The organism is Streptomyces sp. NPDC088197 (assembly GCF_044741185.1).
Lineage (GTDB): Bacteria > Actinomycetota > Actinomycetes > Streptomycetales > Streptomycetaceae > Actinacidiphila.
The window spans coordinates 1-22,048 of the sequence record NZ_JBIUSD010000008.1; the positions used below are offsets into that span (position 1 = coordinate 1).

The window sequence follows — 22,048 nt, forward strand, 5'->3', positions numbered from 1 at the left end:
GGCTGGATCAAATACGGCCAGCGCTGGTACAACCCCACCACCGGCCGCTTCACCAGCCAGGATGCACACTCCTTCCTCGCCGACCCCGCCCAGGGCAACCGCTACGCCTACGCAGGCGACGACCCCATCAACAACACCGACCCCACAGGAAACGAATCACTGTCCGAGTACGGACTGTCATGCCTCAAGGGCGGTGCGCAGAGCGCTGTAGTCGGCCTGTACACCGGAGCGTCCGAAACAGGATATGGAGCAGTAGGTGCTTTCGCCGGCGGATGCGCCACCAACGTCGGCCTCGACATCCTTGAGGAATATGGCGGGGAGCAAGGAAGCGGCGCTGCAGGAGCAATCGATTTCCTAGGAAACGTCAAAGACGTGGTCGACGTGGCTAAGAGCTTCCTGTAAATAATGGTCGGCGCCGGGGCGAGATTGCCCCGGCGCCACTCACAGCAAGGAGTATGCGATGCACGGTGTGGTACTGGTCATCGTCATCATCGCGGTCGCGGCAGTGGCGGGCTTCGGAATGTGGGCACAAGGGACCGGCATGCGTGACTACATGCGACGCAGGCGAGGAGGGCAGTGAGCGCTGTAGGCGGCTGGCCCGGCGTACTCGGAGCCGGGACCGCAATCCTGGTGTTCCTGGCTCTCTATTTGTTCATGGGCGGGCGGGGGCATAAAGATTAATCCCTTTCGCTGAGCTCCTTCGGTGATGCCGTAGATAAGGTGGGCGAGATCGCTGGATATGCAGAGGGTTGCCTCGCAGGAATCGGCGCCGCATCAGAGAGTGGCATCGTTGAATACGCCCGCCTCTACGGCCCGGTAGGGACTGGTGCAGCATTGGTGGGTAGTTGCGGCGTTGGTGTCGCAACCGCCGAGTACAACGCCGACATTATCTCATACGGATGAGAAAGGAGACTTCTCCTGAAATCGATTGGCTTTCCTTCTTCATAGTCGGATAGCTAGGGATACTGGCCGTGCGCCACAGGGATACTCTGTGGCACACGGCCAACTAGACTGCCGTCTACTTTCTGACCCTGGACCAACCCTATCCGCAGGGTGCGAAATGGTGAAATCCGAACGAAACATGGCGTGTCGGATGGTGATCTTCATCATTGCCGCAACGATCGCTTCCGTATTTCTAATTTTCCAAGGAAACGGAAAGAAAGGAGCCGATACCGCTGCCCAGCGAGGCGGCCGGGGTCCAGCCGAACTCCTGCCGGTAGCAGGTGGACATCCTGGACCCCAAAGTCGTCCTTCCTGCCCGGTGGGCCCTGAACGACGTAATCACCACCGACGGCACCTCGTGGGGGGCCCGCTCCAGCACATCCGGGATCAGCATCGACTCCCACGGCCGAATTTTCACCGTCGACGGGGCCTCCCTGGCCCAACTGCTGGTCCAGGTACGGCTGCGGCTCCCGACAGCCCGTCACGTTTTTAGCACCCTTCTTACGGGGCGGGCGTCGGCGAGCGTGAGGTACTTGCGGTCCTGGTAGATGCGCCCGGGCTCTTTCCCGGCGGAGATCCACTCGGACAGCAGGTTCGCGGCGGGCCCCTCCTTGAGATCGGCGGCCAGAGCTGAGAAGCCTCCCCACAGTTCGATCATGCGCCGGGCGTAGCGGCCCTTGTCGGACTCCTCCAGGGTGTTTCTGAATTCCCGAAGTCCTCGACTGCTATCTGGCCCCAGGCCGGGGTGACAGTCGTCGTGGCGATCAGGGGTGCTCATGTCCATCGCCTCTTCTTTTTTCCTCCGCCTAACTTCCATGTGGCAGAGAAACGTCTGGGTCGGACGACGTGAAGATTCGTCAAAGGCTGGCACCAGGAGCGCGAAAGAGCAGTGACAAGTTGCCAGCGTCATTTCAATGCAGTCGACCATTCCTTATCATCAAAGATGATCGCTACATAGTCAGGCCGCTCGGCTCCCTTGACGGCGATACGCATCTTCCAGTCACCAGCCCTGGGCAGCCGCAGGGTTTCGTTGTCATACTCCGTTGGGGTCATAATACTCACAATTCCAGAAGTGCACGAGAAAATTCCGTCGAAAATTGTTCTCGCACCTGGCGTATCGGCAGCACCGAGTCTGACTTCAACTGTCACATCCCCATCCGTATCGTCGACTGTGCCAATCATAAAACTCCCGGGAAGCCACACCAACGGCTCATCACCCGTCTCCCATTCGGGCGCATCTGAAGTGCCGAAATCGCGGACCATGATCTGCCTGCACTCTGGCGTCATCGTGATTCTTTTGAGGACTCTGCTCACATCTAATCTCCATAATCAGTGAAGCCCGTGCGGCAACTTCACATTGATGACTTTTACGAGATAACGTTGACCGTGCCGAACTGGAGTGTTCTGGTAGAAGGTGCTGATTTTACCTCCTTGGATGCTGTTCTCCGTGCCCGGAACTCCCATGATCTGGGACCTAGTACTCCAGCGGTAGATCGTGATCTTGTCGCTGGGAGTGACCTGCTGCCGCCTGGCCTGCGTGTACTGGGTTGGCTGATCTCCCAGGATCAGCCGCTCGGCTCGGTGATCGTGACATCGATGGCCGTGGCGTTCAGCCCGGGCGAGTCGACTGCGACGCGCACGTTGAACTCTCCGCGGTCGCCGATCCGGTGGACCAAGCGAGTCAGTTGCTCGATGTCGCCGACGGCTACGCGGCCGTCGGGCAGCAGGAGCGAGCCGTCGAAGACCGTGGTGAATGCCTCGTCGGGCCCTTCGCTCCCCGGCTCCTGCGGCTGCGTGAAGAGACGTACTTTGATGAGTCCCCTCTGGGCGCGGACCCGCACCGCCACGTGCGTCTCGCAGCTGGCTGCAGGGGCGGCCCCCAGGGCGAGCGAGACCGGAACCCACTCGGTCGCCCCCAGGTGCAGCACGGGATGGTTCACATAGATGTCGATCCCGGCGACCTGCACCATGCTCCCCGTCTTCCACGATGGAAGCGGCTGCCGTTGATCATCGGTGTGTGGAGACAAACGATCATGCGGTGGCCGCCGGTCACAGCGTAGACCCTGCCCGCTGACAGGCATCATTCGACGCCTTGATGAGGCGGATCGCGGGCCGGTTCACGCGGGTCGAACCCCGCCGCCGCATACGGTCGCTCGTGCTCGGCCTGCTCGCGGACCTGCCGCGCAAAGAACTGCTGGACTATCGCCGAGTGGGCCGGGGACCTGACCCCCGACGCCATGCAGCACCTGCTGAACCGCGCGAAATGGGACGCCGACGCGGTCCGCGACGACCTGCGCGACCACGTGGTCGAGCATCTCCACGACGACCAGGCGGTCCTGGTGGTCGACGAGACCGGTGACGTGAAGAAGGGCAGCCACACCGTCGGCGTCCAGCGCCAGCACACCGGCACCGCCGGCCGGATCGAGAACTCCCAAGTCGCCGTCTACCTGATCTACTCGGGAAAGCACGGACATGCCGCGGTGGACTGGGAGCTCTACGTCCCGCGTTCGTGGACCGACCAGCCCGACCGCTGCCATGCCGCCGGGCTCGACCCGGACACCGCGTTCGCGACCAAGCCCGAACTGGCAGCCCGCATGATCGCCCGGTTTTTGAACTCCGGCCACCACGCCCCCTGGGTCGCCGGCGACGAGGTCTATGGCGGCAACCCGAAACTGCGAACCGCCCTGGAGCAACACGGCGGCATCGGATACGTACTGGCGGTGGCCCGCACTCACGAGGTCACCACCAGGGCCGGGAAGCTCCGCGCGGACACCCTGGCCAAGAAGCTCCCCAAGCGAGCCTGGCAGAAGCTGTCCGCCGGAATCGGCGCCAAAGGGCAACGCTTCTACGACTGGGCCCACATCGACCTGCTCAGCGGCGCTCCCGGGCGCCGCCACCTGCTGATCCGCCGCAACCGCACCACTGGCGAACTCGCCTACTACCGCTGCTACTCACCCAAGCCGGTGCCCCTGGCGAAACTCGTTCGGGTCGCGGGATCACGGTGGCGGGTCGAGGAGACATTCCAGTCCGGAAAGGGGCTGGCCGGACTGGACGAGCACCAGGTCCGCCGCTACGCGTCCTGGTCCCGCTGGGTCACCCTCGCAATGCTCGCCCACGCCTTCCTCGCCGTTGTCCGTGCCGAGGAACACGCACGCGGTCCCGCCCCAGACACACTGATCCCGCTCACCTGCAACGAGATCGCGCACCTGTTCATCGCCCTCGTGGCCCGACACGTCCACGACTCCGCCCACAGGCTCCGCTGGTCCCACTGGCGACGCCGCCACCAGGCACGATCCCAAGCAAGCCACTACCAACGACAAGCCGCAGCCCCAGCATGATCACGATATACCGCTGGAGTACTAGGCTATATCTCCGCCTGACAGGTACGCCCACGGCGCCGCCCTGATCCCGTCACGAAGTGGCCGATACCGCCCTCCTGTTCCGAAACCGGCGTACGGGTTCCGGCCCTCACACGGTGCCGAACAGACGTTGCACCTCATGGGACGGAGTCGCCATGGTGGGGTCTTCTGTGCCGAGGGCGGCGGAGTGTGTGGCGCGTTTACTCCGCCGCCTTGGAATGTGATTCTGACCCGTGATCAGAAGATTCGAACCGTCGTGACCTGCGCGAGTCCGCTGTCGAAGCTGGCCGTCGAGTTCGGTGCCAGTTTCGGTGTGCTCTTGGGGCCGTTATGGCTGACCTCTTCGAAGTAGGTCACCTGAGTTGTCCAGTTTCCCGAGGTGACGCCGGTCCGGGAGTGCCAGCCCTCAGCGTCGTATTTCTGCCCCGCCCATAGAAGCCGTACAAGGCGTAGGGCACAGGGGCCTGGAGAATCACGTCTCCGACTGCGGGAGGGTTCCGCACGTTGGTGGTGAAGGGCACGACGCCCGTGCGTCCGGCAGTCTTACCGGTCGCTCCGCCGATGGCCCGATCGCGATAGCCTGTGAACGTGATCGTGCCCCGAGCAGTGTCGACACTGTACGTCGCCGCCCTCCCCGCAGGCACCGGCTGTGCCGGATCGCGGCCTATCCAGCGCAGTTCACTCGCCGAATGGTTCGAGGGCGTCTCCGCAAGGGAAGCGGGCGCGGCGCCGCCCAGTGCGGCGGCTACGGCCGCGGTCAGTATTCCGACCCTCATCTTCATTCTCTTCACGTGTGCGTCCCTTCTGGAACTCTCTTGAGAGTTTCTTGGTCGCGCATTAATGAAATTCACTCACGCAAATAGACGCATCGGTAGGCCACATGTTTAACGCGAGCGCATTTCGGACGGTGGAATTAAGGCGCGAGGACGAGACTAAAAAGATCTTCGGCCGACGTGAAGCGGAAGCTGATTCTCCGCGATTAACCCGCTTCGGGGTGATCTTGAGCGCCGCTCTATTTTCACTGGCGGGATGCACGAGCGCCCACCCGCATGCCTCCACGGAGAGCCGGAAACTGGAACGGGGGGCAGGCACGGAAGCCGAAGCAGGAAGAGAACATTCCGGCCATCCGAAGCTGAGTGTTCCCACGCTCACCCCGAGAAGGAATGGCTCATTCCGCTATCAGCCATCTGATTCCCCATCCTCTGGTGCCGCGGTGCCGCACCGGTATGAAATCGACGTTGTCACAGGAAAAGCCTGGGAGGTCAGCGGCCCGTGGCATGTCCCCGTGGCAGTGGACAGCGTCCCGGCCGACACGACGTCACAACCCCGCCCGAGCTGCCCTCCCCCGTCGCCCCCCGCAGCCCCACCGCCGTGCGCCCAACGGTGAGGGGCAGTTCGGGGATTCTTGCGACACCGGGCGCGCGGCTCCGGTGTGCCGTCTTGTGATGCCGTCCGTGGGGGCGTCGGGTGATGGCAGGCCTGTTCGCGCTGGGACGACCCGCACGAGGTGCTTGACCACCGACGGTGCTGGCCGTGCGCCCGCGGGCGGAAGACTTACTGATCGTTTCAGAATGCCGTCCTGCGGAGACGCTGGCGGCCCATGGAACAATCCCCTTCAACCACGGGCTCAGGGGAATGACGTCGTATGGAACGGGTTGGGGATGCGCGAGGGCTCGTGCTTGGTTACGTCGACGCTCTGAACGCGGTGGACGCGGCCATGAGGGCGGCGATCCCTTCGCTTGAGCGACTCGCAGATGTTTTCGGCCTGGTCCGTTCGCACCGGATCATCAACCGGAGTGGGCGGGTGGGCACCTACTCCTACTCGGTTCATGGGGCCGGGTGCCGCTTCGTCAGTGACGACGGCATCGAGGTCGATGTCGACTTCGCACCCGACGGGAGCGAGATCTTCGACCTCTGGCGGCTGCGCTGGTACGGGCTGAGCCTGCCTGAGCCTCTTGACGTCACGGATCAGGACCTGCGGGCTGCCGTGCGGTCCCTTCAACCGCTTCTGACCGAGGTGCGACCGGGGTGGTTCAGTGTCGCCAGCTGATCGCTTGGCTTCGCTGATGAAAACGGACAGCGATTGTCGATGGCTTTGGGCGGCAGTCGGTGATCACTGTGCCTCGACATGGCGACGAGTTTTGACGGCACTGGAGGACTCCGCGGCTGCCTCTTGCTTCTCTGAAGCTCGCTAGGTCAGACGACGGATGGACGCCTTGGATCGGTCGGGAGGATCCCGTGCTCGTCGAAGAGCTGTTCAAGGGCTTCGTGGCCGTGCTCACGGCGGTATGCCATCTCGGCTGCGGTGACCGGCAGGGCCCAGAGGATGCGGGCATGGCCGTCCGGTAGTGGGCACTGCTCGAGGTCAGGTCCGTGGAGGTAGGGGAGGCTGATCAGCAGGTGGTCGCAGTGGGACCCGGGCAGCCACGGCTCCCTGATGGGCAGGTTGTGCTCGACATCGAGGTGGTGATCGGCATGGTAGTAGGCGCTCATGGCCAGGAGCTCAGCAAAGCGTTGGTCGCTGACGGGAGCGGTGAGGACGAATTCGAGGCCGTAGCCGTCCGTCTCAACCGTGGACCAGCAGCCGGCGGTGATGTAGGCCCAACTGTCGCCGCGCGGTCCTGGGCTGACGGTGAGGATCCGCAGGTCGGGAACCAATTCCCTTCGTCCAGGTCCCAGGTCGTAGTCGCTGACCGTGATCATGTGGCCGGTGAAGAACTCGCGAACGTGGGCCTCGACGCCTGCTATCGCCCGCTGGTTGCGCTCGCTCTCGAACATGACGGAGAGGATCTCACGGCTGGCCCAGATGTCCTGGCTGTGAGTCCGCCCCGCCTGCGGCGGGGCGGACTTGGCTGGTTCAGCTGGCCTTGACCGGTTCCTCAGCTCGGGCTCGGGTGCTGGCGAGGCGGTAGGAGTCGGTGCCGGTCTCGATGATGGTGCCGTTGAACGTGAGCCGGTCGACGATGGCCGCGCAGAGCCGTGGGTCGGTGAACGTCTTGGTCCAGCCGCCGAACGACTCGTTGGAGGCGATGGCCACGCTGTTCTTCTCCTCGCGTTCGGTCAGGACCTGGAAGAGGAGCTCGGCGCCGTGTCGGCCAAGTTCCATATAGCCGAGTTCATCGATGCAAAGGAGATCGACGCGGCCGTAGCGGGCGATGGTTTTGTTCAGCTGCTTCTCGTCGGCGGCCTCGACCAGCTCGTTGACCAGCTTTGTGGCGAGCGTGTAGCGGACGCGGTAGCCCTTCATCGCGGCCTCGGTGCCCAGCGCGATGAGCATGTGGGACTTGCCGGTGCCGGAGTCGCCGATGAGGCAGAGCGGCTGGCTCTTCTTGATCCATTCGCAGCTGGCGAGGGTGTGGACGGTGGCCGGGTCGATGTTCGGGTTGGCGTCGAAGTCGAAGGACCGCAGGGACTTCTCCCGCGGGAAGCCGGCTGCCTTGATCCGCCTCTCCGACCGGCGGCGCGCCCGGTCGTCGCATTCGGTCATCAGCAGTTCGGCGAGGAAGCCGCGGTAGGTCATCTGGTCCTTGATCGCCCGGTCGGCGATGTCGGAGAACTCGTTGAACGCGCGGGTTCCGTCCCGCTCGCCGTGGATCTTCATGGCCTGGGCCCACCAGGCGTCGTGGACCGGGGTGAACCTGCCGGCCGAACGGGCCTGTGCGAGAGCGGTCGAGCCGGGGAAGGCGCCAGGCTTGCGGACCAGGACCTCCAGGTATTGGTCCGGTTCAAGGCGAACAGCGCCTTTGGCGATCAGCCGCTCGTGCCGGGCCACCTCCACGTTCTGGTCGTAAACCACCAGGTGAGAGGCGTGGAGGATGACCCTAACCCGTTTGCCGATCAGCCGGATGGGGAGCGAGTAGCGGTTCGTGCGGACCGGGATCTGGCCGTAGCGGTCGACTCGCGGCGTGAACAGCCGCCCGGTCTCGAACGGCTCCTCCGGCAACGGCATCAGCAGCGATCGTTCGAGCGCGAAGTCCTCGGCGATGGTCCGGGACCTGGAGCCGATCCGGCGGGCATCGTCCTGCCTGTCCCACCGCTCGACCATCTCGTTCAGCTCTGCGAGCGAGGACACCTCGGGGACGGGGACGAAGTGGTTGCGGCGTGGCCCGCCACGCGGCAGTGACGCACCCCTCCTCCCAATGCCACCACCCCTTGGCCTCCTCATGCTCCAAGAGCTCCCGAATCCGAGGCAACTCAGCGTCCGGTGGAACATCGAGAGCCACCATCCGAAACTGCTCGACCCCCTCGCCAGTGGTGCCGAGGCGATGGAACGCCTCCAGCACAGTCTGCCGCGCAGTACACGAGCCACCTTCCCTCAACACGATCAACCTGATGGTGCAGTTCTCCGAGGCCCGCACGGTCTCCCCGGCCCAGCGGAGACCCTCTTCATCTACCTCCACCCGGAGGACATCGTCGCTGGCGACCCCGCGCACGAACCACGGAGTGTTGTCCACGCACACGGTCCCGTCGCCCAGGTCCACCGCCCACAGACTCTCCACGCCTACCGGCGGCCAGCCGTCCTCGTCCGCCTCCAGCCGGAAATGAACCTTCACATGATCATCCCTGACGCTCGTCACGACATCATCATCCACAGTTACGACCACAGTGGGGAAGGATCACTTCGCACACGGGGAACGATCTTCAACGCCGCGCGGCGGCACTGGTCAGATCCACTCGTGAACGCCCTTCGAAGGCGAAGCTGGCAGCTTCGCCAGGAGCAGTAACCGACCGAGCACCAAACTCACGAACCGCCCTCTAAATAGTGCAGAGACCACGAGCGCATGGGCTTCGAGCGACCTCGCCATCTGTGACGTTGGTCGCTTTGTAACATGTTTGAGATACGATATGCCGCATTCATCTGTGAAGTAAGTACCGATTGATGACGACTTCAACCGTTCTTCCGATTCGATTGATTCAGTGATCCATCTGACCGTTGCATGACATCGCTTTTACTCCACTTGGTCAGTTCTTTTGAGTCCTTCCCTTACGTGTGGCGAATGTGTGAAGATCCTTCAGTTTTCCGGGTGTGGAGGCGACTTCGCGGCTCGGGTCTGATGAGGGAGGGGTCGTGGGGATGTTCTGGGGGGACGCTCGGCGTTCGGGGTCGGGCGGTCCGGGGAGACCGGTGCCGCGTTGGTTGCGGCGCGTGTCGGTGCTGGCGGTGTTGACGCTGGCCGTTGAGACGGCGACGGTGGCGGACTCAGGTATGGCGTTCGCCGCTCCTCGGTCGGAGCGGGAAGGGACCGTCGCGTCGGCGCCGTCGTACGGGGTGGCGGAGGCGCGGGATGTGCTGTCGGCGCGGCTGATGGCACGGTTGCAGGGTCGGCGGATCGAGGCGTTGAGTGAGCGTACGGATGCTTCGCAGACGTTCGTGAACGCCGACGGAACGGTGACGTACACCGCGTTCGCGGAGCCGAAGTGGACCCAGCGCGGCGGCTCGTGGGTGGATCTGGACCCCACGCTCCGGTTGCGGGCCGATGGCAGTGTCGTGCCGGTGGCGGCCGAGACGGATCTGGTGCTGTCCGGCGGTGGTTCGGGGCCGTTGGCTTCGTTGACGGTCGACGGCAAGAACCTGTCGCTGACGTGGCCGACGGCGTTGCCGATGCCGGTGCTGTCCGGTGCGAAGGCGACGTACGCGAACGTGCTGAAGGACGTGGACCTTGAGTTGACCGCTTCGCTGAAGGGCGGGGTGGAGGAGACGCTGGTGGTCAAGTCCGCCGAGGCGGCCTCCGGCCCGGGGCTGTCGGATCTGGTGCAGAGCGTGTCGACCAGCAACGGCGTCATCGCGGCGACGGACGCGGGCGGGAATCTGACGGTGACCGACGGCACCGGCCGTCTGTTGGTGAACTCTCCGGCGCCGGTGATGTGGGACTCCGCGACCAGTACCGAGCCCGCTGCGGCGGGCGGCGGGAACAGCACCGCCGGGCTCGCGCCCGCGCAGGCGGACAAGGCGAAGCCCCGCGCGGGCACCCGTTCCACCGCCCAGGGGCCGGGTTCGCACGCCCACCATGCGGCGGTGAAGACCACGTTGAAGGACCGCAAGCTCCATCTGACGCCCGACCGTGGGCTGTTGACGGCGAAGAGCACCGTCTTCCCGGTCTACATCGACCCCGCCTATGTGCCGCACCCGGCCAGTGGCAGCCGCCTGCACTGGAACGAGGTACAGCAGGCGTATCCGAACACGTCGAACTACGACTCCAGCCCATCGAACGGCAACGGTGTCGGGTACCAGGGGTTTTCCTCACCGAAGGGAATCGAGCGGACCTACTACCGCGTCAGCATTCCCTCGGCGATCTGGGGTGGCACGGTGCTGAGCGCCGACATGAAGATGACGGAGAGCTATTCCGCGTCGTGCGGCACCACGTCCTACGGTGTCCAGGCGTGGTCCACGAATGTCTTCGACGCCTCCACCACGTGGGCCAACGCGCCGGGGAAGGTCGCCCAGCAGAGCTCGGTGAACTTCGGTCCGGCGTGTACGTCCAGCCCGTCGGGGACGTTCAGTTTCATGAACCAGGTCACCAACGCCGCCGCGAACCACTGGCAGACCATCTGCTTCGTGCTGGTCGCCAGCAGTGAGACCAACGAGGTCCAGTTCAAGCGGTTCTCCAGCGCCGCGTCACTGTCGATCACGTACAACACCCCGCCCACCACGCCGACTTCGCTGGCGGCCTCGCCGACGGCGACCGACGGTTACGCGGCCAGTGCGACTCCGACGCTGTCGGCGAAGGCCACCGACGCCAACAGTGACACCGTGCGTCTTGACTACCAGGTGCTGTCGGGTACCACCGTCAAGGCTTCGGGGAGTTCGGCGTTCGTCAACTCCGGCACTGCTGGTACGTGGAAGGTGTCCACGGCTCTGGCGGACGGCTCGTACACCTGGAAGGTCAGGGCGTACGACGGCCGCGACTATTCCGCGTGGACGGCGGCCAAGTCCCTGATCATCGACACCAGGGCACCGGCCAACACTACGGTCTCGTCCAGCGACTTCCCTTCGAACGTGTGGTCGGGAACCCCGGACTCCAAGGGGAACTTCACCGGCTCCTTCACCTTCACCCCACCGAGCACGGATGTGGGCGAAATAGCTTGGCATTTGGACGCGGAGGCGTGGAATCACACTTCAACGACGGGTGCCAAGTTCACGAAGTCGCTGACGTTCAGAGCGGGCAAGCACACGCTGATCGCCAAGACCCACGACAAGGCGGGCAATACCGCTTCCGGCGCCTACTTCGTCTTCTACGCCGGTTCCGGCGCCGCTCTGCTGGCTCCAGCCGACGGGGATACACCGGCTCGGCGTGTGACGCTGACCGGCCAGGGCAAGCCGTCCGAGACCGGAGTCACCTATCAGTACCGGCGGGGAGAGGCCGACACGACCTGGCACAACGTGCCCACGTCAGACGTTACTGTCGCCATCAGCGGTGCCACACTCAGTTCGTGGCCGCTCAATGCCCCGGGCGGGATTCCTGCCGCACTGACCTGGGATATCACCAGCACTCTGGTGGAGGACGGCGTGGTGGACGTGCGGGCGGTCTTCACCGATGGCACTACGAGTGACAACTCCCCGTGGAACACAGTGACTGTTGACCGCGACGCTGGCACCGCTCCTGCAGGCGAGGCAGGTCCCGGTGAGGTGAATCTTCTGACGGGGAGTTTTACCCTTACTGAACCGGATACCACGGCGTTCGCGGTTTCCATAGCCCGAACCTTCTCCTCGCGTCCCAATGACACGAATCACGAGGGGCAGGCTACGATCTTCGGCCCGAGTTGGACGGCGTCCGTCACCTCTGACGGCTCGGCTGCCTACACTCAACTGCGCAAGACTTCCACTACGTCGGTCGAGGTGCTCGGTGCTGACGGTTCGTCCTTGGCCTTTACCGCGACCTCGTCAGGGGGCTGGACCTCCGAACCGGGGCAGGAATCGATGGCGTTGACCGGCTCCCTCACGGGACAGTCGTTCACCCTCAAAGACACAGAAACCAATGATGTGAGTGTGTTCAAAAGGGCGGGCGACACAGCCACCACGTGGCCTCTGGCTTCGACGGCGGCGGCTGTGAGTGACTCTCAGGCCACGATCGCCTCCGAGGTGGTGCCATACGGCAGTGCCTCACTGGCCAGACCGAAGTACGTGATCTCACCCACCGAGGCCCTGCCTGCCGCCACATGCCAGGCGGCCCCGTCGACCAAGGGCTGTCGTGTCCTTGAGTTCGTCTACGCGGACACCACCACCGCCACCGCAGGCAACCTCGGCGATTACAAGGGACAGGTGCGGGTTCTGCAGCTGTGGAGAACGGCCCCCAGTGCTGCGAGCTCTAGCGCCGTGCCTGTCTCGTCGTACGCGTACGACAGTGTGGGGCGTCTCCGAGAGGTGTGGGATCCACGCCTGGGTACGTCGCTGAAGACCGCCTACACCTACGACTCCGCCGGAAGGGTCGCGTCGCTCAGCGAGGGGGGCGAACTACCCTGGACCTTCAGCTACGGCAAGTCTGGCTCCGTTCCGACAGCGGGAGATGGCATGCTGCTGACCGCCTCCCGGCCCGCGCTCTTGACTGGTTCGGACAGCGAAGTCTCCGGCAGCGCGGTAACCTCCGTCGTCTACGACGTGCCGACAGCGGGTATCGCCGCACCGCACGCCATGGACAAGGACACCGTGTCCACGTGGGCGCAGGACCAACCACCCACGGACGCCACAGCGATTTTCCCCGCCGACAGCGTTCCGGCCTCTCACACGGGTGGCGATCTCCGTAGTGCGGACTACAGCCGGGCAACCATCACCTACATCAACGCCAACGGAGACGAGACGAACACCGCGTCGCCGGGCGGCGGCATCAGCGTCACGCAGTACAACTCACAAGGGTCGGTAGTCCGTGAACTGACCCCCGGAAACCGCGCCTTGGCGCTTGGTACGGCTTCCGGCGCGGACGCGGAACTTACAGCTCTTGGGCTGGCCGAGCAGCCCTCCTCTACACGGGCGGACCTCCTCTCCGTACAGACCTCGTACTCCGCGGACGGACTGCGAATAACTGACGTTTACGGCCCCTTGCACCAGACCACCTTGGTGAAGGAGTTGGCCGGTGACGGAACGCATCCCACCCTTACCGTCGGCTCTACCGTGGCCGCGCGACAGCACACGTCATACGTTTACGACGAAGGCCGGCCGAACGATGCCTCCGTGTCCGGGCTGGCGACGACCACGACCATCGGCGCGTCGGTCAGTTACTACCCGAGCGACGCAGACCCACAAACGACAACCACCACCTACGACTGGACCAGTGGCCAGCCGATCAGCGCCGGCCACGGAACCAGCGGGGCAGTGACATATGCGACCTACGACACCGCCGGGAAAATCACGACAACCCGCATGCCCGCATCCAACGGATCTGACGCGGGCACGCTGAAGTACACGTACTACACGGCGGACGGCTCAGGCACATGCGGTGGCAAGCCCGAATGGGCGGGGATGCTATGCCGTACGGCACCCGCAGGCAAGGTGGCCGGGGATGGAGACAATCCAGAACTCGTCAGCACCATCCTCACCTACGACCAGTGGGGACAGGTAGCCACCAAAGCGGAAACTGCGAACGGCGTAACTAGGGCCGTCACCACCACAACCGACGCCGCGGGACGCACCATCAGGACCGCGATCACAGGCGGCACCGGAATGCAAGTTTCCGACATCCGGATCGCCTACGACGCGAGCACAGGACAGCTCTCCAGTCAGAGTTCTAGCGACCAGACCATCGCCTATCGCTACGACGTACTCGGCCGACAGACCTCTTACGACGATGGCGCAGGCAACATCACCAAGACAAGCTACGACGCGCTGGACCGGCCCGTCCAAGTGACCGACTCGGCTCCATCTGACCGCGCCTTCACATACAACACCGCAGGACTGATAAAGACTGTCAGCGACGTCGGAGTCGGCGTATACACCGCGAGTTACGACGCTGACGGGAACGTAATCGGCGAGTCGCTCCCCGGGGGCTACCACCTCGCTGTCGGAACAGACCCGGCGGGCAATGAAACCGACCGGCAGTACACGGACTCGCAGGGGACCGTGATCCTTTCCGATGTAGCAGCCGTCTCAGCGAACGGGCAGTTGGTCGGCCACACCGAGACCGACGGCTCCACCATCAGCACCACTTACTCATACGACACATCCGGACATCTGATCAAGGCAGCCGACGCCACCGCCAACGGGTGCACCAGCCGGACCTACACCTTCGACGTGAACAGCAATCGCACCGGACTGACCACGACCGCCGACAATTGCGTCGCCAACACGGACGACGCAACCACCAGCACAGTGGCATATAACTACGACGGCGGTGACCGCCTGCTGACCCAGGGACGTAAGTACGACACGTTCGGCCGCACTCTCTCGGCTGGCTCAGCCGCCTGGACCTACTACACGAACGATCTGGTCAGCACCGAGACGGTAGGCGCCCGGCGCACCGAGTGGACCTTGGACGCCGCCAGCCGACTTGCTGTCAGCACTGCGAAGACTCAGCAGACCGACGGCACCTGGGCCGCGGGTACAACCACAATCTCCCATTACGGATGCAGCTGCGACAGCCCTTCCTGGACGAAGTCGTCGACCGGAGAGGTCACCCGCGCGAGCGGGGACGCGGCAGGCGGACTGGGCGCAACCGCAACATCCGGCGGAGGTGTCGTACTGCAGTTTTCCAATCTTCATACCGACATCGCAGTCCAACTGCCTCTCAGTGCAACTTCAGCACCCACAGTTCAGCGGTACGACGAATACGGCAACCCGATGAGCGATACCGTCGCCACCGCATACGGCTGGCTAGGCAGCCATCAGCGCAACAGCGACACCCTCAGTGGCGTCACTTTGATGGGCATCCGTCTGTACGACCCGTCCACCGGACGCTTCCTGCAGACCGACCCAGTCTACGGCGGCAACGACAACGCCTACGAATACTGTCGCGGAAATCCCGTGTCTTGCACGGACCTAAGCGGAGCCTATTCCTACTCGTCCACCTACTCCCTGGGCTTCTACTGGAGTTCCGCAAAAACGGTCTTCAATTGGATACGCCACCATTTCTGGGTGTTCCCGCTCAGCGGATGCGGCGCTACCCTGAGTAAAGGCGAGCGTTGCAATCTCGCCTACGGCAAGGGTCCCGTCCGCGTCACGGCGATAGGCAAGACATACTGGCAGTTCACGTCTCTACCCGGGCACGTAGAGGGGGCCGGAAAGAAGATCGAGTTCCATTTCGGCAAGAAGTACGGGACACTACGCATGACCGTAAAGGCCAGCGGGCCGAATAACACCTGGTGTAATCGGAGCGGCCCGTGCGCATGGCTGAACACCAACGTTTTCGCAAAAAGCATGTGGGGACTGTTTGCGATTAATATATCTTTTTATACGTCGCTTTATGGGGTGTGGTGAAAGCAGTGAGGAAACTGATCGCAGAGGGTGGGGAAGACGTGGCGCAGCGCCTCATCGTCCTAGGTCTGGCGATTCTGCCCGCGCTCCTCGCTACGCTGCCACTGGCGTTGAACGGATCGCAGCAGATACTCGCGGCCATGGGCCGGGTCAGCGCCCCTAACGGTGGCTCCGCTGTCTGGGGCTGCGTCATGATCGCCGCAGCAGTCCTGCCCTACGTCGCCGGTGTCGCCACGGCCTGGTACGTCCACGGCAAAGACATCCCCCGCCGTGAGAAGTGGAATACCTGCGCGGCTGCGGTGTTCTTCAGCGGCTTGGCTGCCTTCTTCGCAGCCATGCTTCTTGCTGTGTGATGTAAAACTGGTCGGGTGGACGAAGGTGTAAGGAACCTTCGTCCACCCGACCAGTCAGCGCTTCTGTCACTGTGTCGACTGTTCGTGTTCCCGAACAGCATCAGCGGGGAGTCGACTGCTCACTCAGCTGCTGTCCGCACGCGGCAGTACCAGCGACGGTGAACGACGGGTTCGACGCACAGCACGGCGGCACTGGCGATCGTCCCGACCAGCAGTGCGGTCCTCCCACCGCCGTTGAGAACCGCTCCCGCGCACGCGACGGCGAGTGCGAGCGGGCGCACCAGGGTCAGCGGGCCGAGGCCGACGACCATCGCGAGTGTGCTGGCCCGGAACGGCAGGACGAAGTACGCGGCGAGCGAGAGGAACACGATGGCGGCGTAGCCGGTGAGCGGGAGCAGGTAGCCGAGGCCCCCGGCGGTCAGGTTGTCGTACGAGCGGTTTCGGTCCGCCGCAGTCATGAGGACGAGGGTAGCCGTCAGTGCGGGAGCCAGCAGAAGGACGCTCCCGACGGCCAGCCCGCGTAGGGCGGCTCGGGCGTTGGCCCGGCGTTTGCGGATGCGGGCATCACGGCCCGCGTAGGCCCGGAAGCCACTGAACACCGCGTCCACCAGGCCAAGGAGCGCCAGCGGTAGGTCGGGCGTCATCAAGGTGCCTGGGCAAGGTACTCCGGGCCGACCATGTGACGGGCGGCCCGGCCGAGGGCCAGCCGGAACGGCGCCTCCAGCGGCGGGCGCACCCCGATGACCGGACGCACCGTCGTGCAGAACGGATTCGCCAAGCGTTGCGGCTCGTACAGCAGGGGCCGGATGCCAGGTACGTCGGCGGCGCGCAGGAGCGTCTCGTCGCTGTGTGCGCGCTGTGCGGACACGACGCCGTCGTGGCGGCCCAGCGGGTGGCGCATCCGGGCCCGGTGGAAGATCCAGGCGCCGATGGGCGCAAGGCGGGTCGCGGCGATATCGAAGTGGCAGAAGGCAGCCGCAGGAGAGGCGGCCTGGGTCTGGAAGAACCTGTCCAGAGCCGGACCACGGAAATGATGCAGCACACCGGTCGAGACGTAGACGGTCGCCGCTTTCGGCAGCGCGAACGCGTCCGCGTGAACGAACCGGCAGTTGAGCGCCTCCGCACGCGCCAGGCGGCTCGCTTCGCCGACCAGGGCGGCATCGAGGTCGGCTCCGACCAGTTCCACGTCCGCGCCGAGCGCGTCGGTGGCCGCCAGCCAGCGCACCAGATAGCCCAGTCCGCATCCGATGTCGACCAGGCGGTACGGGCCGGGCCACCCGGAAGTCGCCCGGATCGCGGTGAAGAGCGGGCCGAGCACATAGACCAGGCGCTCGCCGATCCGCAGTTCCTCGCTCAACCGCTGGAGTTCGGTGTGCACGGTGATGAGCAGACTATCCACGGCGTGCGGGTCGAGTACGCCGTCCTGATCCGCAGGCAGCCCGGCGACGATCCTGGCCGTGGGCTCATCTCCACTCTCCCTGAGCCGCCGAATCACCTCGGCACGCCGCACCGGAACCCGGCCACCGCTCCGCGAGTCCACCGCAGTGATCAGATCCGAGATCTCAAGTCGCCTCACGGAGCAAGACCCTACGGCCTCCCAACAGACGACGGTTACCGAACCGGTGAGCCAACCTCCAGCAACTCCCCCGCGTTGGGCCGTGCATGTGTGCGCCGTGCGCCGATCGCCCGACCAGGGGCCCAGGTCAGGTTTGTGCCTGTGCGATGTGGCTTCGATGCTGACGTATCGGCGTTCACGAGGGCACTTGAACGGAAAGTCGGCCCTAGGAAGGCTGTATGGATGTCGGAAATGGCCACCGCCGCGCCGAGCGCTCTGCTCCTGCGCGAAGCCGCGCAGGCTCTGATGCGCACCGGGCTCATGTCGCCGCGTCAGGAGTTCGTCAACCAGGAGAGCGAGACGTTCGACGGTGAGGGCCTCAAAAGCCGCCCGGATTGCCCCTCGCGGCGCTGGATGCCTGCGCCAGTAAGGGCCTGCACATCGTGTCGGACTGCGTCGCCGCCGAACTAGTGCCGCGACCGGCAACGTTTGCCCTGGCAGTAGGGTGAGGACATGGATGCCGGGCACCAGCCGACACTTGATGAGGTTGAGGATCGCCTCGCGTCGCTCGTCGAGGGTCGGCTGACGAGGGATGAGGCTGACCGTTGGGCTTCGCGGTGGGTGGCCGACGACCGGCTTGCTTGGGACGACATCTCGTGGTGGGCGCTGAACCTCCTGTGCGGAATGGACCTGCCCGCGGATGAGGGCGGCGGCTACCTGCACGACGATGAGCAAGCACGGGGTTGGCTCGCTGAGCTGAGGAAACGCCGAGTGGTGTGACACGGCCGGGAAAGCGGCAGCCAGGGTCCACGGCGCCGGCAGGCTGTGCGCATGGCTGAGCGGGTACGAATTCGTGAGATTGATGATGACGAGGGCCGACGGCTGCTGCGGATCATCCGCAGGGGCACCGGGTCGGTGGTGACCTGGCGGCGGGCGCAGATGGTGCTGCTGTCCGCACAGGGCATGCTCGTGGCAAAGATCGCCGAGGTGACGTTCACCAGCGACGACCGGGTTCGCGACGTGATCCACAACTTCAACACCGACGGCTTCGACTCGCTGTATCCGAAGTACAACGGTGGCCGGCCCAAGACGTTCACACTTTCCGAGCGCCGCGAGATCAAGAAGATCGCCAAGTCCAAGCCGACCGAGCACGACCTGCCGTTCTCGACCTGGACTCTGAGCAAGCTGGCGGACTTCCTGGTCGCCGAGGGGGTGGTCGACGACATCAGCCACGAGGGCCTGCGCATCCTGCTCCGCGAGGAAGGCGTCTCCTTTCAACGCCTGAAGACCTGGAAAACCTCCCGCGACCCCGACTACGCGACCAGGAAAGCGCGGGTCGAGCACCTCTACGCGATCGCCGACGGGGAAGTCATACCCGAGGAAGGCGAGCCCGAAGTCATCCTCAGCATGGACGAGTTCGGACCGCTTAACCTCATGCCCCACCCCGGCCGGCAGTGGGCCGAATGCGGCGGAAAGAACAAGGACCCCGACCGGGAACCACGCCGCAGGCGGCGGGCGACCTGCAACCGCTATGACGGGGTGCGGCACCTGTTCGCAGCCCTGGGCCTGGGCAGGGACAAGCTCTACGGCCACGCCAAACCGGTGAAGAAGCGAACCCAGTTCCTGGAGTTCTGCCGCTACCTGCGCACGCTCTACCCGTCATCGGTACGGATCGCGATCGTGTGTGACAACTTCTCCCCGCACCTGACCACGAAGCGGTGCCAGCGCGTCGGCGACTGGGCCGCCATGAACAACGTCGAGATCGCCTATACCCCGACCAACAGTTCCTGGCTCAACCGCATCGAGGCCCAGTTCACCGCCCTGCTCTACTTCACCCTCGACGGCACCGACCACGCCACCCACAAAGAACAGGGCAGCATCATCCGCCGCTACATCATCTGGCGAAACCGCCACGCCGACGACTAGCGCCTACGCGCCGTCGTCGACAGGGCAAACATTGCCTGATGCGGCACTAGCTTTATGAGCCATGTAAGGGCTGCTATTCACGACGGAGTTCAGGATGGTGGATTCGGCGGCGTTGCAGGCGCCACCACAGGATGTGCGGCGGGCGCAACGATCGGAATCATGGGTGGTTACGCGGGAGCTGCTGCTGGTTGCCTGAGCGAAAGCGGGTGCCGGCGGACTTACAATCGGTGCTGTAGCTGGTGGACTCAGGCCCCCGGCAGCGCACTCCTGCGGAAGGCGCACCTCGACGTCGACGACAGCACCGACATCGACCGCCGGCTGAAACGCAGCCTGAAGTACGTGGACACCATCCGCGTCCCCGGCCCGGACGCCGATCCCCGAGACCGCTGGCACAATGCCTTCCTCGTGCCGGGCAACGAACTGGGCTGGTTCGCCCAGGTACTGGCGGCTGCCGGCGCCGCCGGACAACTCGCCTGGGCCGGAGTCGGCCAGGAGATCGGCCGCTACCTGACCGCCGTACAGGGCCGTCAGCGCTACCTGGAGCGCACCTGCGCGGGCGCGGCCAACGTCCGGGACGCCCACCACGAGATCGACGGAGAGCTCTTCGTCGGCACCGACCAGGTCTTCCGGCTCGATGGACAGCGAGTCGAGGCGTTCTCCGGAATCGCGTCGTCGCTATACAAGCTCCTGGAGGCAGGGCGAGTAGAGGAGTACCGCCGCCTCGCCTACGAACAACGCAGCGCATGGCCGACCGGAACCACAGCGCACGGCTGGGGGCCCGTGTCCTTCCGTGACAACGGCACCCTCATGGCCCTCCGGATTCTCCCGACAAGGCGCGTGGGTGGACGCAGCCAACCCTTCCAGTCCTGAGGCTGTAGGTGGGATGTCGCTGGGAGCTGACTGGTGTGGCATGCCGTGTCTATGAGGAATTCGCAAGGACGGAGACGCTCTGAGCGGCAAACGTTGCGTGTGCGGATCCGGTTGGAGGCCGCCGAGCGGTTCCCGGCGCGAGTCTCCACCGCGGACAGTGCCAAGGAGTTCTGGTCATCGTGCGCTCGGTGCAGCGCTGGCAGAAGGCGGGCACGGACGTGCTGCATTCAACCGGCCCTGCATCGCTGCTCGAGCTGAGCGGCGCGCTGTTCGCGGTGGAACAGGAGACGGGCAGGTGCCCTCGCGGGCTGACCTCGAACCGGTCCCAGTACTCGGCAGCGGACTTCGCGAGGTGCGGCAGCAAGGTGCTCGTCGTGCGGGCGAACTCCTTCAAGCAGTCGAAGCCCTCGTCAGACGCAGAGCCGGCGAGGTGCGCGACACCGTTTCCGCAAGTCGATCAACTGCTGCAATTCCTCATCTCGCGTCGGCAGAACGCCCATCTTGCCGGGGCGCGCGATCGCCTCGCCGCACTGACCGTCCGGACCCGTGTCATCTCCTGCGCGCCTGCGAAGTGGACGAGCGACTCCTCGGTGCCTTTCAGGTTGAGGAACAGGAGAATGCTCTTCGTCGCGAGCACAGCCTTCGCCAGCCGTTCGCCATCGCTGGTGGCGTCGCTGTCGACGACCAGCTCAGGCTCGACGAGCACGAGCAGTTGCCTACCGCCCGCCGAGCGGTGGAGTAGCAGCGGCAGCGCCCCGCAGGTGCGGCAGGACTTGGGGGTCTGCGCCAGACAGGGGTGCTGCACGCGGTCCCGCGTCTTTCGGCGACGAGCGTGGCCCCGGCCGTTGTCTTGACGCCGAGGCGACTGGACAACGATCGGCGCTCGATGACACGAGTCACGTGATTCGCGCACACCCGACCCCCCTGACCTGCGGAGATACGGGCATCCGCAATCGGCTCTCACAACCTCTCACATTCGAAACGGACAATCTACGCGCCAAAAGCCTGCCTCCACATCGTGGAAACAGGCTTTGACCTGCAAAAACACCGTCGGGACGACAGGATTTGAACCTGCGACCCCTTGACCCCCAGTCAAGTGCGCTACCAAGCTGCGCCACGTCCCGGTGCTTGGTCGGTCGGGGTGGTGGCCCCGGGTGACCGTGCACGAGAACGATACCGCACCTCGGGGGGTGTTTGTGCGCAGAGGGGGTGGGGGCCGGGGCGGGGGGAGTTGAGTAGGGGTACTCATGTGGGGCGGGGCGGGGCGGGGGGAAGGTCGGGGCATGACGAAACCGATTCAGCAGGAGACGACGGCGGCGTATGCGGCGCAGGCGGCGATCTCGTTCGCGGTGGCGCTGGGGGCCATGGTGGTCGGGGTGGCGTATCTGCCGGTGGGGGGATGGGAGCGGGCGTTTCTGGGGCTGGGACTGCTGTATGTGGTGACGGCGGCGTTCACGCTGGCGAAGGTGGTGCGGGACCGGCAGGAGGTCGGGCAGGTCGTGAGCCGGGTGGACCAGGCGCGGCTCGACAAGCTGCTCGCGGAGCACGACCCCTTCAAGATGGAGGGCATCTAGTCGGCGGCCCGCGCGTGACGCGTGCGGGTGCGGGACTTCCGACGGTCGGGGGCCTCCACGGGGATCGC

General features: G+C 64.8%; 15 protein-coding genes, 1 tRNA gene and 4 pseudogenes. 9 read left to right on the forward strand and 11 right to left on the reverse strand.

The genetic code is table 11. The features are described 5' to 3' along the window. A partial coding sequence (locus ACIOC1_RS20280; protein WP_401855807.1) for an RHS repeat-associated core domain-containing protein occupies positions 1-402 on the forward strand: 402 nt, incomplete at its 5' end. Positions 403-1,423: 1,021 nt separating this feature from the next. On the opposite strand, the gene ACIOC1_RS20285 is transcribed toward ACIOC1_RS20280, so the two are convergent. The 3 genes from ACIOC1_RS20285 to ACIOC1_RS20295 all read right to left on the reverse strand — a co-directional run bounded on the left by ACIOC1_RS20285 (position 1,424) and on the right by ACIOC1_RS20295 (position 2,912). After that, positions 1,424-1,726, reverse strand: coding sequence for a hypothetical protein (locus ACIOC1_RS20285; RefSeq protein WP_401855809.1), 303 nt, complete (start codon positions 1,724-1,726; stop codon positions 1,424-1,426). Positions 1,727-1,848: 122 nt separating this feature from the next. Beyond that, positions 1,849-2,256 (reverse strand): hypothetical protein, encoded by a 408-nt coding sequence (locus tag ACIOC1_RS20290; protein WP_401855812.1) that lies wholly within the window; start codon positions 2,254-2,256, stop codon positions 1,849-1,851. A gap of 251 nt (positions 2,257-2,507) precedes the next feature. Continuing rightward, positions 2,508-2,912 (reverse strand): hypothetical protein, encoded by a 405-nt coding sequence (locus ACIOC1_RS20295; RefSeq protein WP_401855815.1) that lies wholly within the window; start codon positions 2,910-2,912, stop codon positions 2,508-2,510. A gap of 125 nt (positions 2,913-3,037) precedes the next feature. Here ACIOC1_RS20295 and ACIOC1_RS20300 point away from each other — a divergent pair. Continuing rightward, a pseudogene (locus ACIOC1_RS20300) lies at positions 3,038-4,280 on the forward strand (IS701 family transposase). Positions 4,281-5,946: 1,666 nt separating this feature from the next. Further along, a complete protein-coding gene (locus tag ACIOC1_RS20305) occupies positions 5,947-6,351 on the forward strand; it encodes a DUF6896 domain-containing protein (RefSeq protein ID WP_401855818.1) in 405 nt (134 codons plus the stop codon). 146 nt (positions 6,352-6,497) lie between these two features. On the opposite strand, the gene ACIOC1_RS20310 is transcribed toward ACIOC1_RS20305, so the two are convergent. The 4 genes and pseudogenes from ACIOC1_RS20310 to ACIOC1_RS20325 form a co-directional block, all read right to left on the reverse strand. Beyond that, a complete protein-coding gene (locus ACIOC1_RS20310) occupies positions 6,498-7,079 on the reverse strand; it encodes a suppressor of fused domain protein (protein ID WP_401855821.1) in 582 nt (193 codons plus the stop codon). 79 nt (positions 7,080-7,158) lie between these two features. Further along, a pseudogene (gene istB, locus ACIOC1_RS20315) lies at positions 7,159-7,860 on the reverse strand (IS21-like element helper ATPase IstB); the annotation flags it as partial. A 186-nt stretch (positions 7,861-8,046) separates the two neighbouring features. Continuing rightward, a pseudogene (locus ACIOC1_RS20320) lies at positions 8,047-8,514 on the reverse strand (Mu transposase domain-containing protein); the annotation flags it as partial. Then, a pseudogene (locus ACIOC1_RS20325) lies at positions 8,450-8,905 on the reverse strand (DUF4265 domain-containing protein); the annotation flags it as partial. The pseudogenes ACIOC1_RS20320 and ACIOC1_RS20325, both read right to left, overlap by 65 nt. A gap of 542 nt (positions 8,906-9,447) precedes the next feature. Here ACIOC1_RS20325 and ACIOC1_RS20330 point away from each other — a divergent pair. Together ACIOC1_RS20330 and ACIOC1_RS20335 are read left to right on the forward strand one after the other, a co-directional pair. Next, positions 9,448-15,705, forward strand: a complete 6,258-nt coding sequence (locus ACIOC1_RS20330; RefSeq protein WP_401855824.1) for an RHS repeat-associated core domain-containing protein — start codon at positions 9,448-9,450, stop codon at positions 15,703-15,705. A gap of 5 nt (positions 15,706-15,710) precedes the next feature. Next, a complete protein-coding gene (locus ACIOC1_RS20335) occupies positions 15,711-16,055 on the forward strand; it encodes a hypothetical protein (RefSeq protein ID WP_401855826.1) in 345 nt (114 codons plus the stop codon). 119 nt (positions 16,056-16,174) lie between these two features. On the opposite strand, the gene ACIOC1_RS20340 is transcribed toward ACIOC1_RS20335, so the two are convergent. Both ACIOC1_RS20340 and ACIOC1_RS20345 read right to left on the reverse strand, forming a co-directional pair. Further along, the gene (locus tag ACIOC1_RS20340; protein ID WP_401855829.1) at positions 16,175-16,513 is read right to left on the reverse strand and encodes a hypothetical protein; all 339 of its coding nucleotides are present in this window, start codon (positions 16,511-16,513) and stop codon (positions 16,175-16,177) included. 185 nt (positions 16,514-16,698) lie between these two features. Next, the gene (locus ACIOC1_RS20345) at positions 16,699-17,565 is read right to left on the reverse strand and encodes a class I SAM-dependent methyltransferase (protein ID WP_401855832.1); all 867 of its coding nucleotides are present in this window, start codon (positions 17,563-17,565) and stop codon (positions 16,699-16,701) included. 558 nt (positions 17,566-18,123) lie between these two features. Here ACIOC1_RS20345 and ACIOC1_RS20350 point away from each other — a divergent pair. The 3 genes from ACIOC1_RS20350 (at position 18,124) to ACIOC1_RS20360 (ending at position 20,406) form a co-directional block, all read left to right on the forward strand. After that, positions 18,124-18,390 (forward strand): hypothetical protein, encoded by a 267-nt coding sequence (locus tag ACIOC1_RS20350; protein ID WP_401855835.1) that lies wholly within the window; start codon positions 18,124-18,126, stop codon positions 18,388-18,390. 51 nt (positions 18,391-18,441) lie between these two features. After that, complete coding sequence (locus ACIOC1_RS20355) at positions 18,442-19,536, forward strand: IS630 family transposase (RefSeq protein WP_401855838.1); 1,095 nt, start codon at positions 18,442-18,444, stop codon at positions 19,534-19,536. Between the two features lie 339 nt (positions 19,537-19,875). After that, on the forward strand, positions 19,876-20,406 hold the full coding sequence (locus ACIOC1_RS20360; RefSeq protein ID WP_401855841.1) for a hypothetical protein: 531 nt from the start codon (positions 19,876-19,878) through the stop codon (positions 20,404-20,406). Between the two features lie 457 nt (positions 20,407-20,863). Here ACIOC1_RS20360 and ACIOC1_RS20365 read toward each other — a convergent pair whose 3' ends face one another. Together ACIOC1_RS20365 and ACIOC1_RS20370 are read right to left on the reverse strand one after the other, a co-directional pair. Beyond that, on the reverse strand, positions 20,864-21,112 hold the full coding sequence (locus ACIOC1_RS20365) for a hypothetical protein (protein ID WP_401855843.1): 249 nt from the start codon (positions 21,110-21,112) through the stop codon (positions 20,864-20,866). Between the two features lie 344 nt (positions 21,113-21,456). Next, positions 21,457-21,530 (reverse strand) — tRNA-Pro (locus ACIOC1_RS20370). A gap of 159 nt (positions 21,531-21,689) precedes the next feature. Between ACIOC1_RS20370 and ACIOC1_RS20375 the strand changes: the two genes are divergently transcribed. Then, positions 21,690-21,980: a YiaA/YiaB family inner membrane protein gene (locus tag ACIOC1_RS20375; protein ID WP_188280171.1), complete on the forward strand. Its 291-nt coding sequence runs from the start codon at positions 21,690-21,692 to the stop codon at positions 21,978-21,980. The last annotated feature ends 68 nt before the right edge of the window (positions 21,981-22,048 follow it).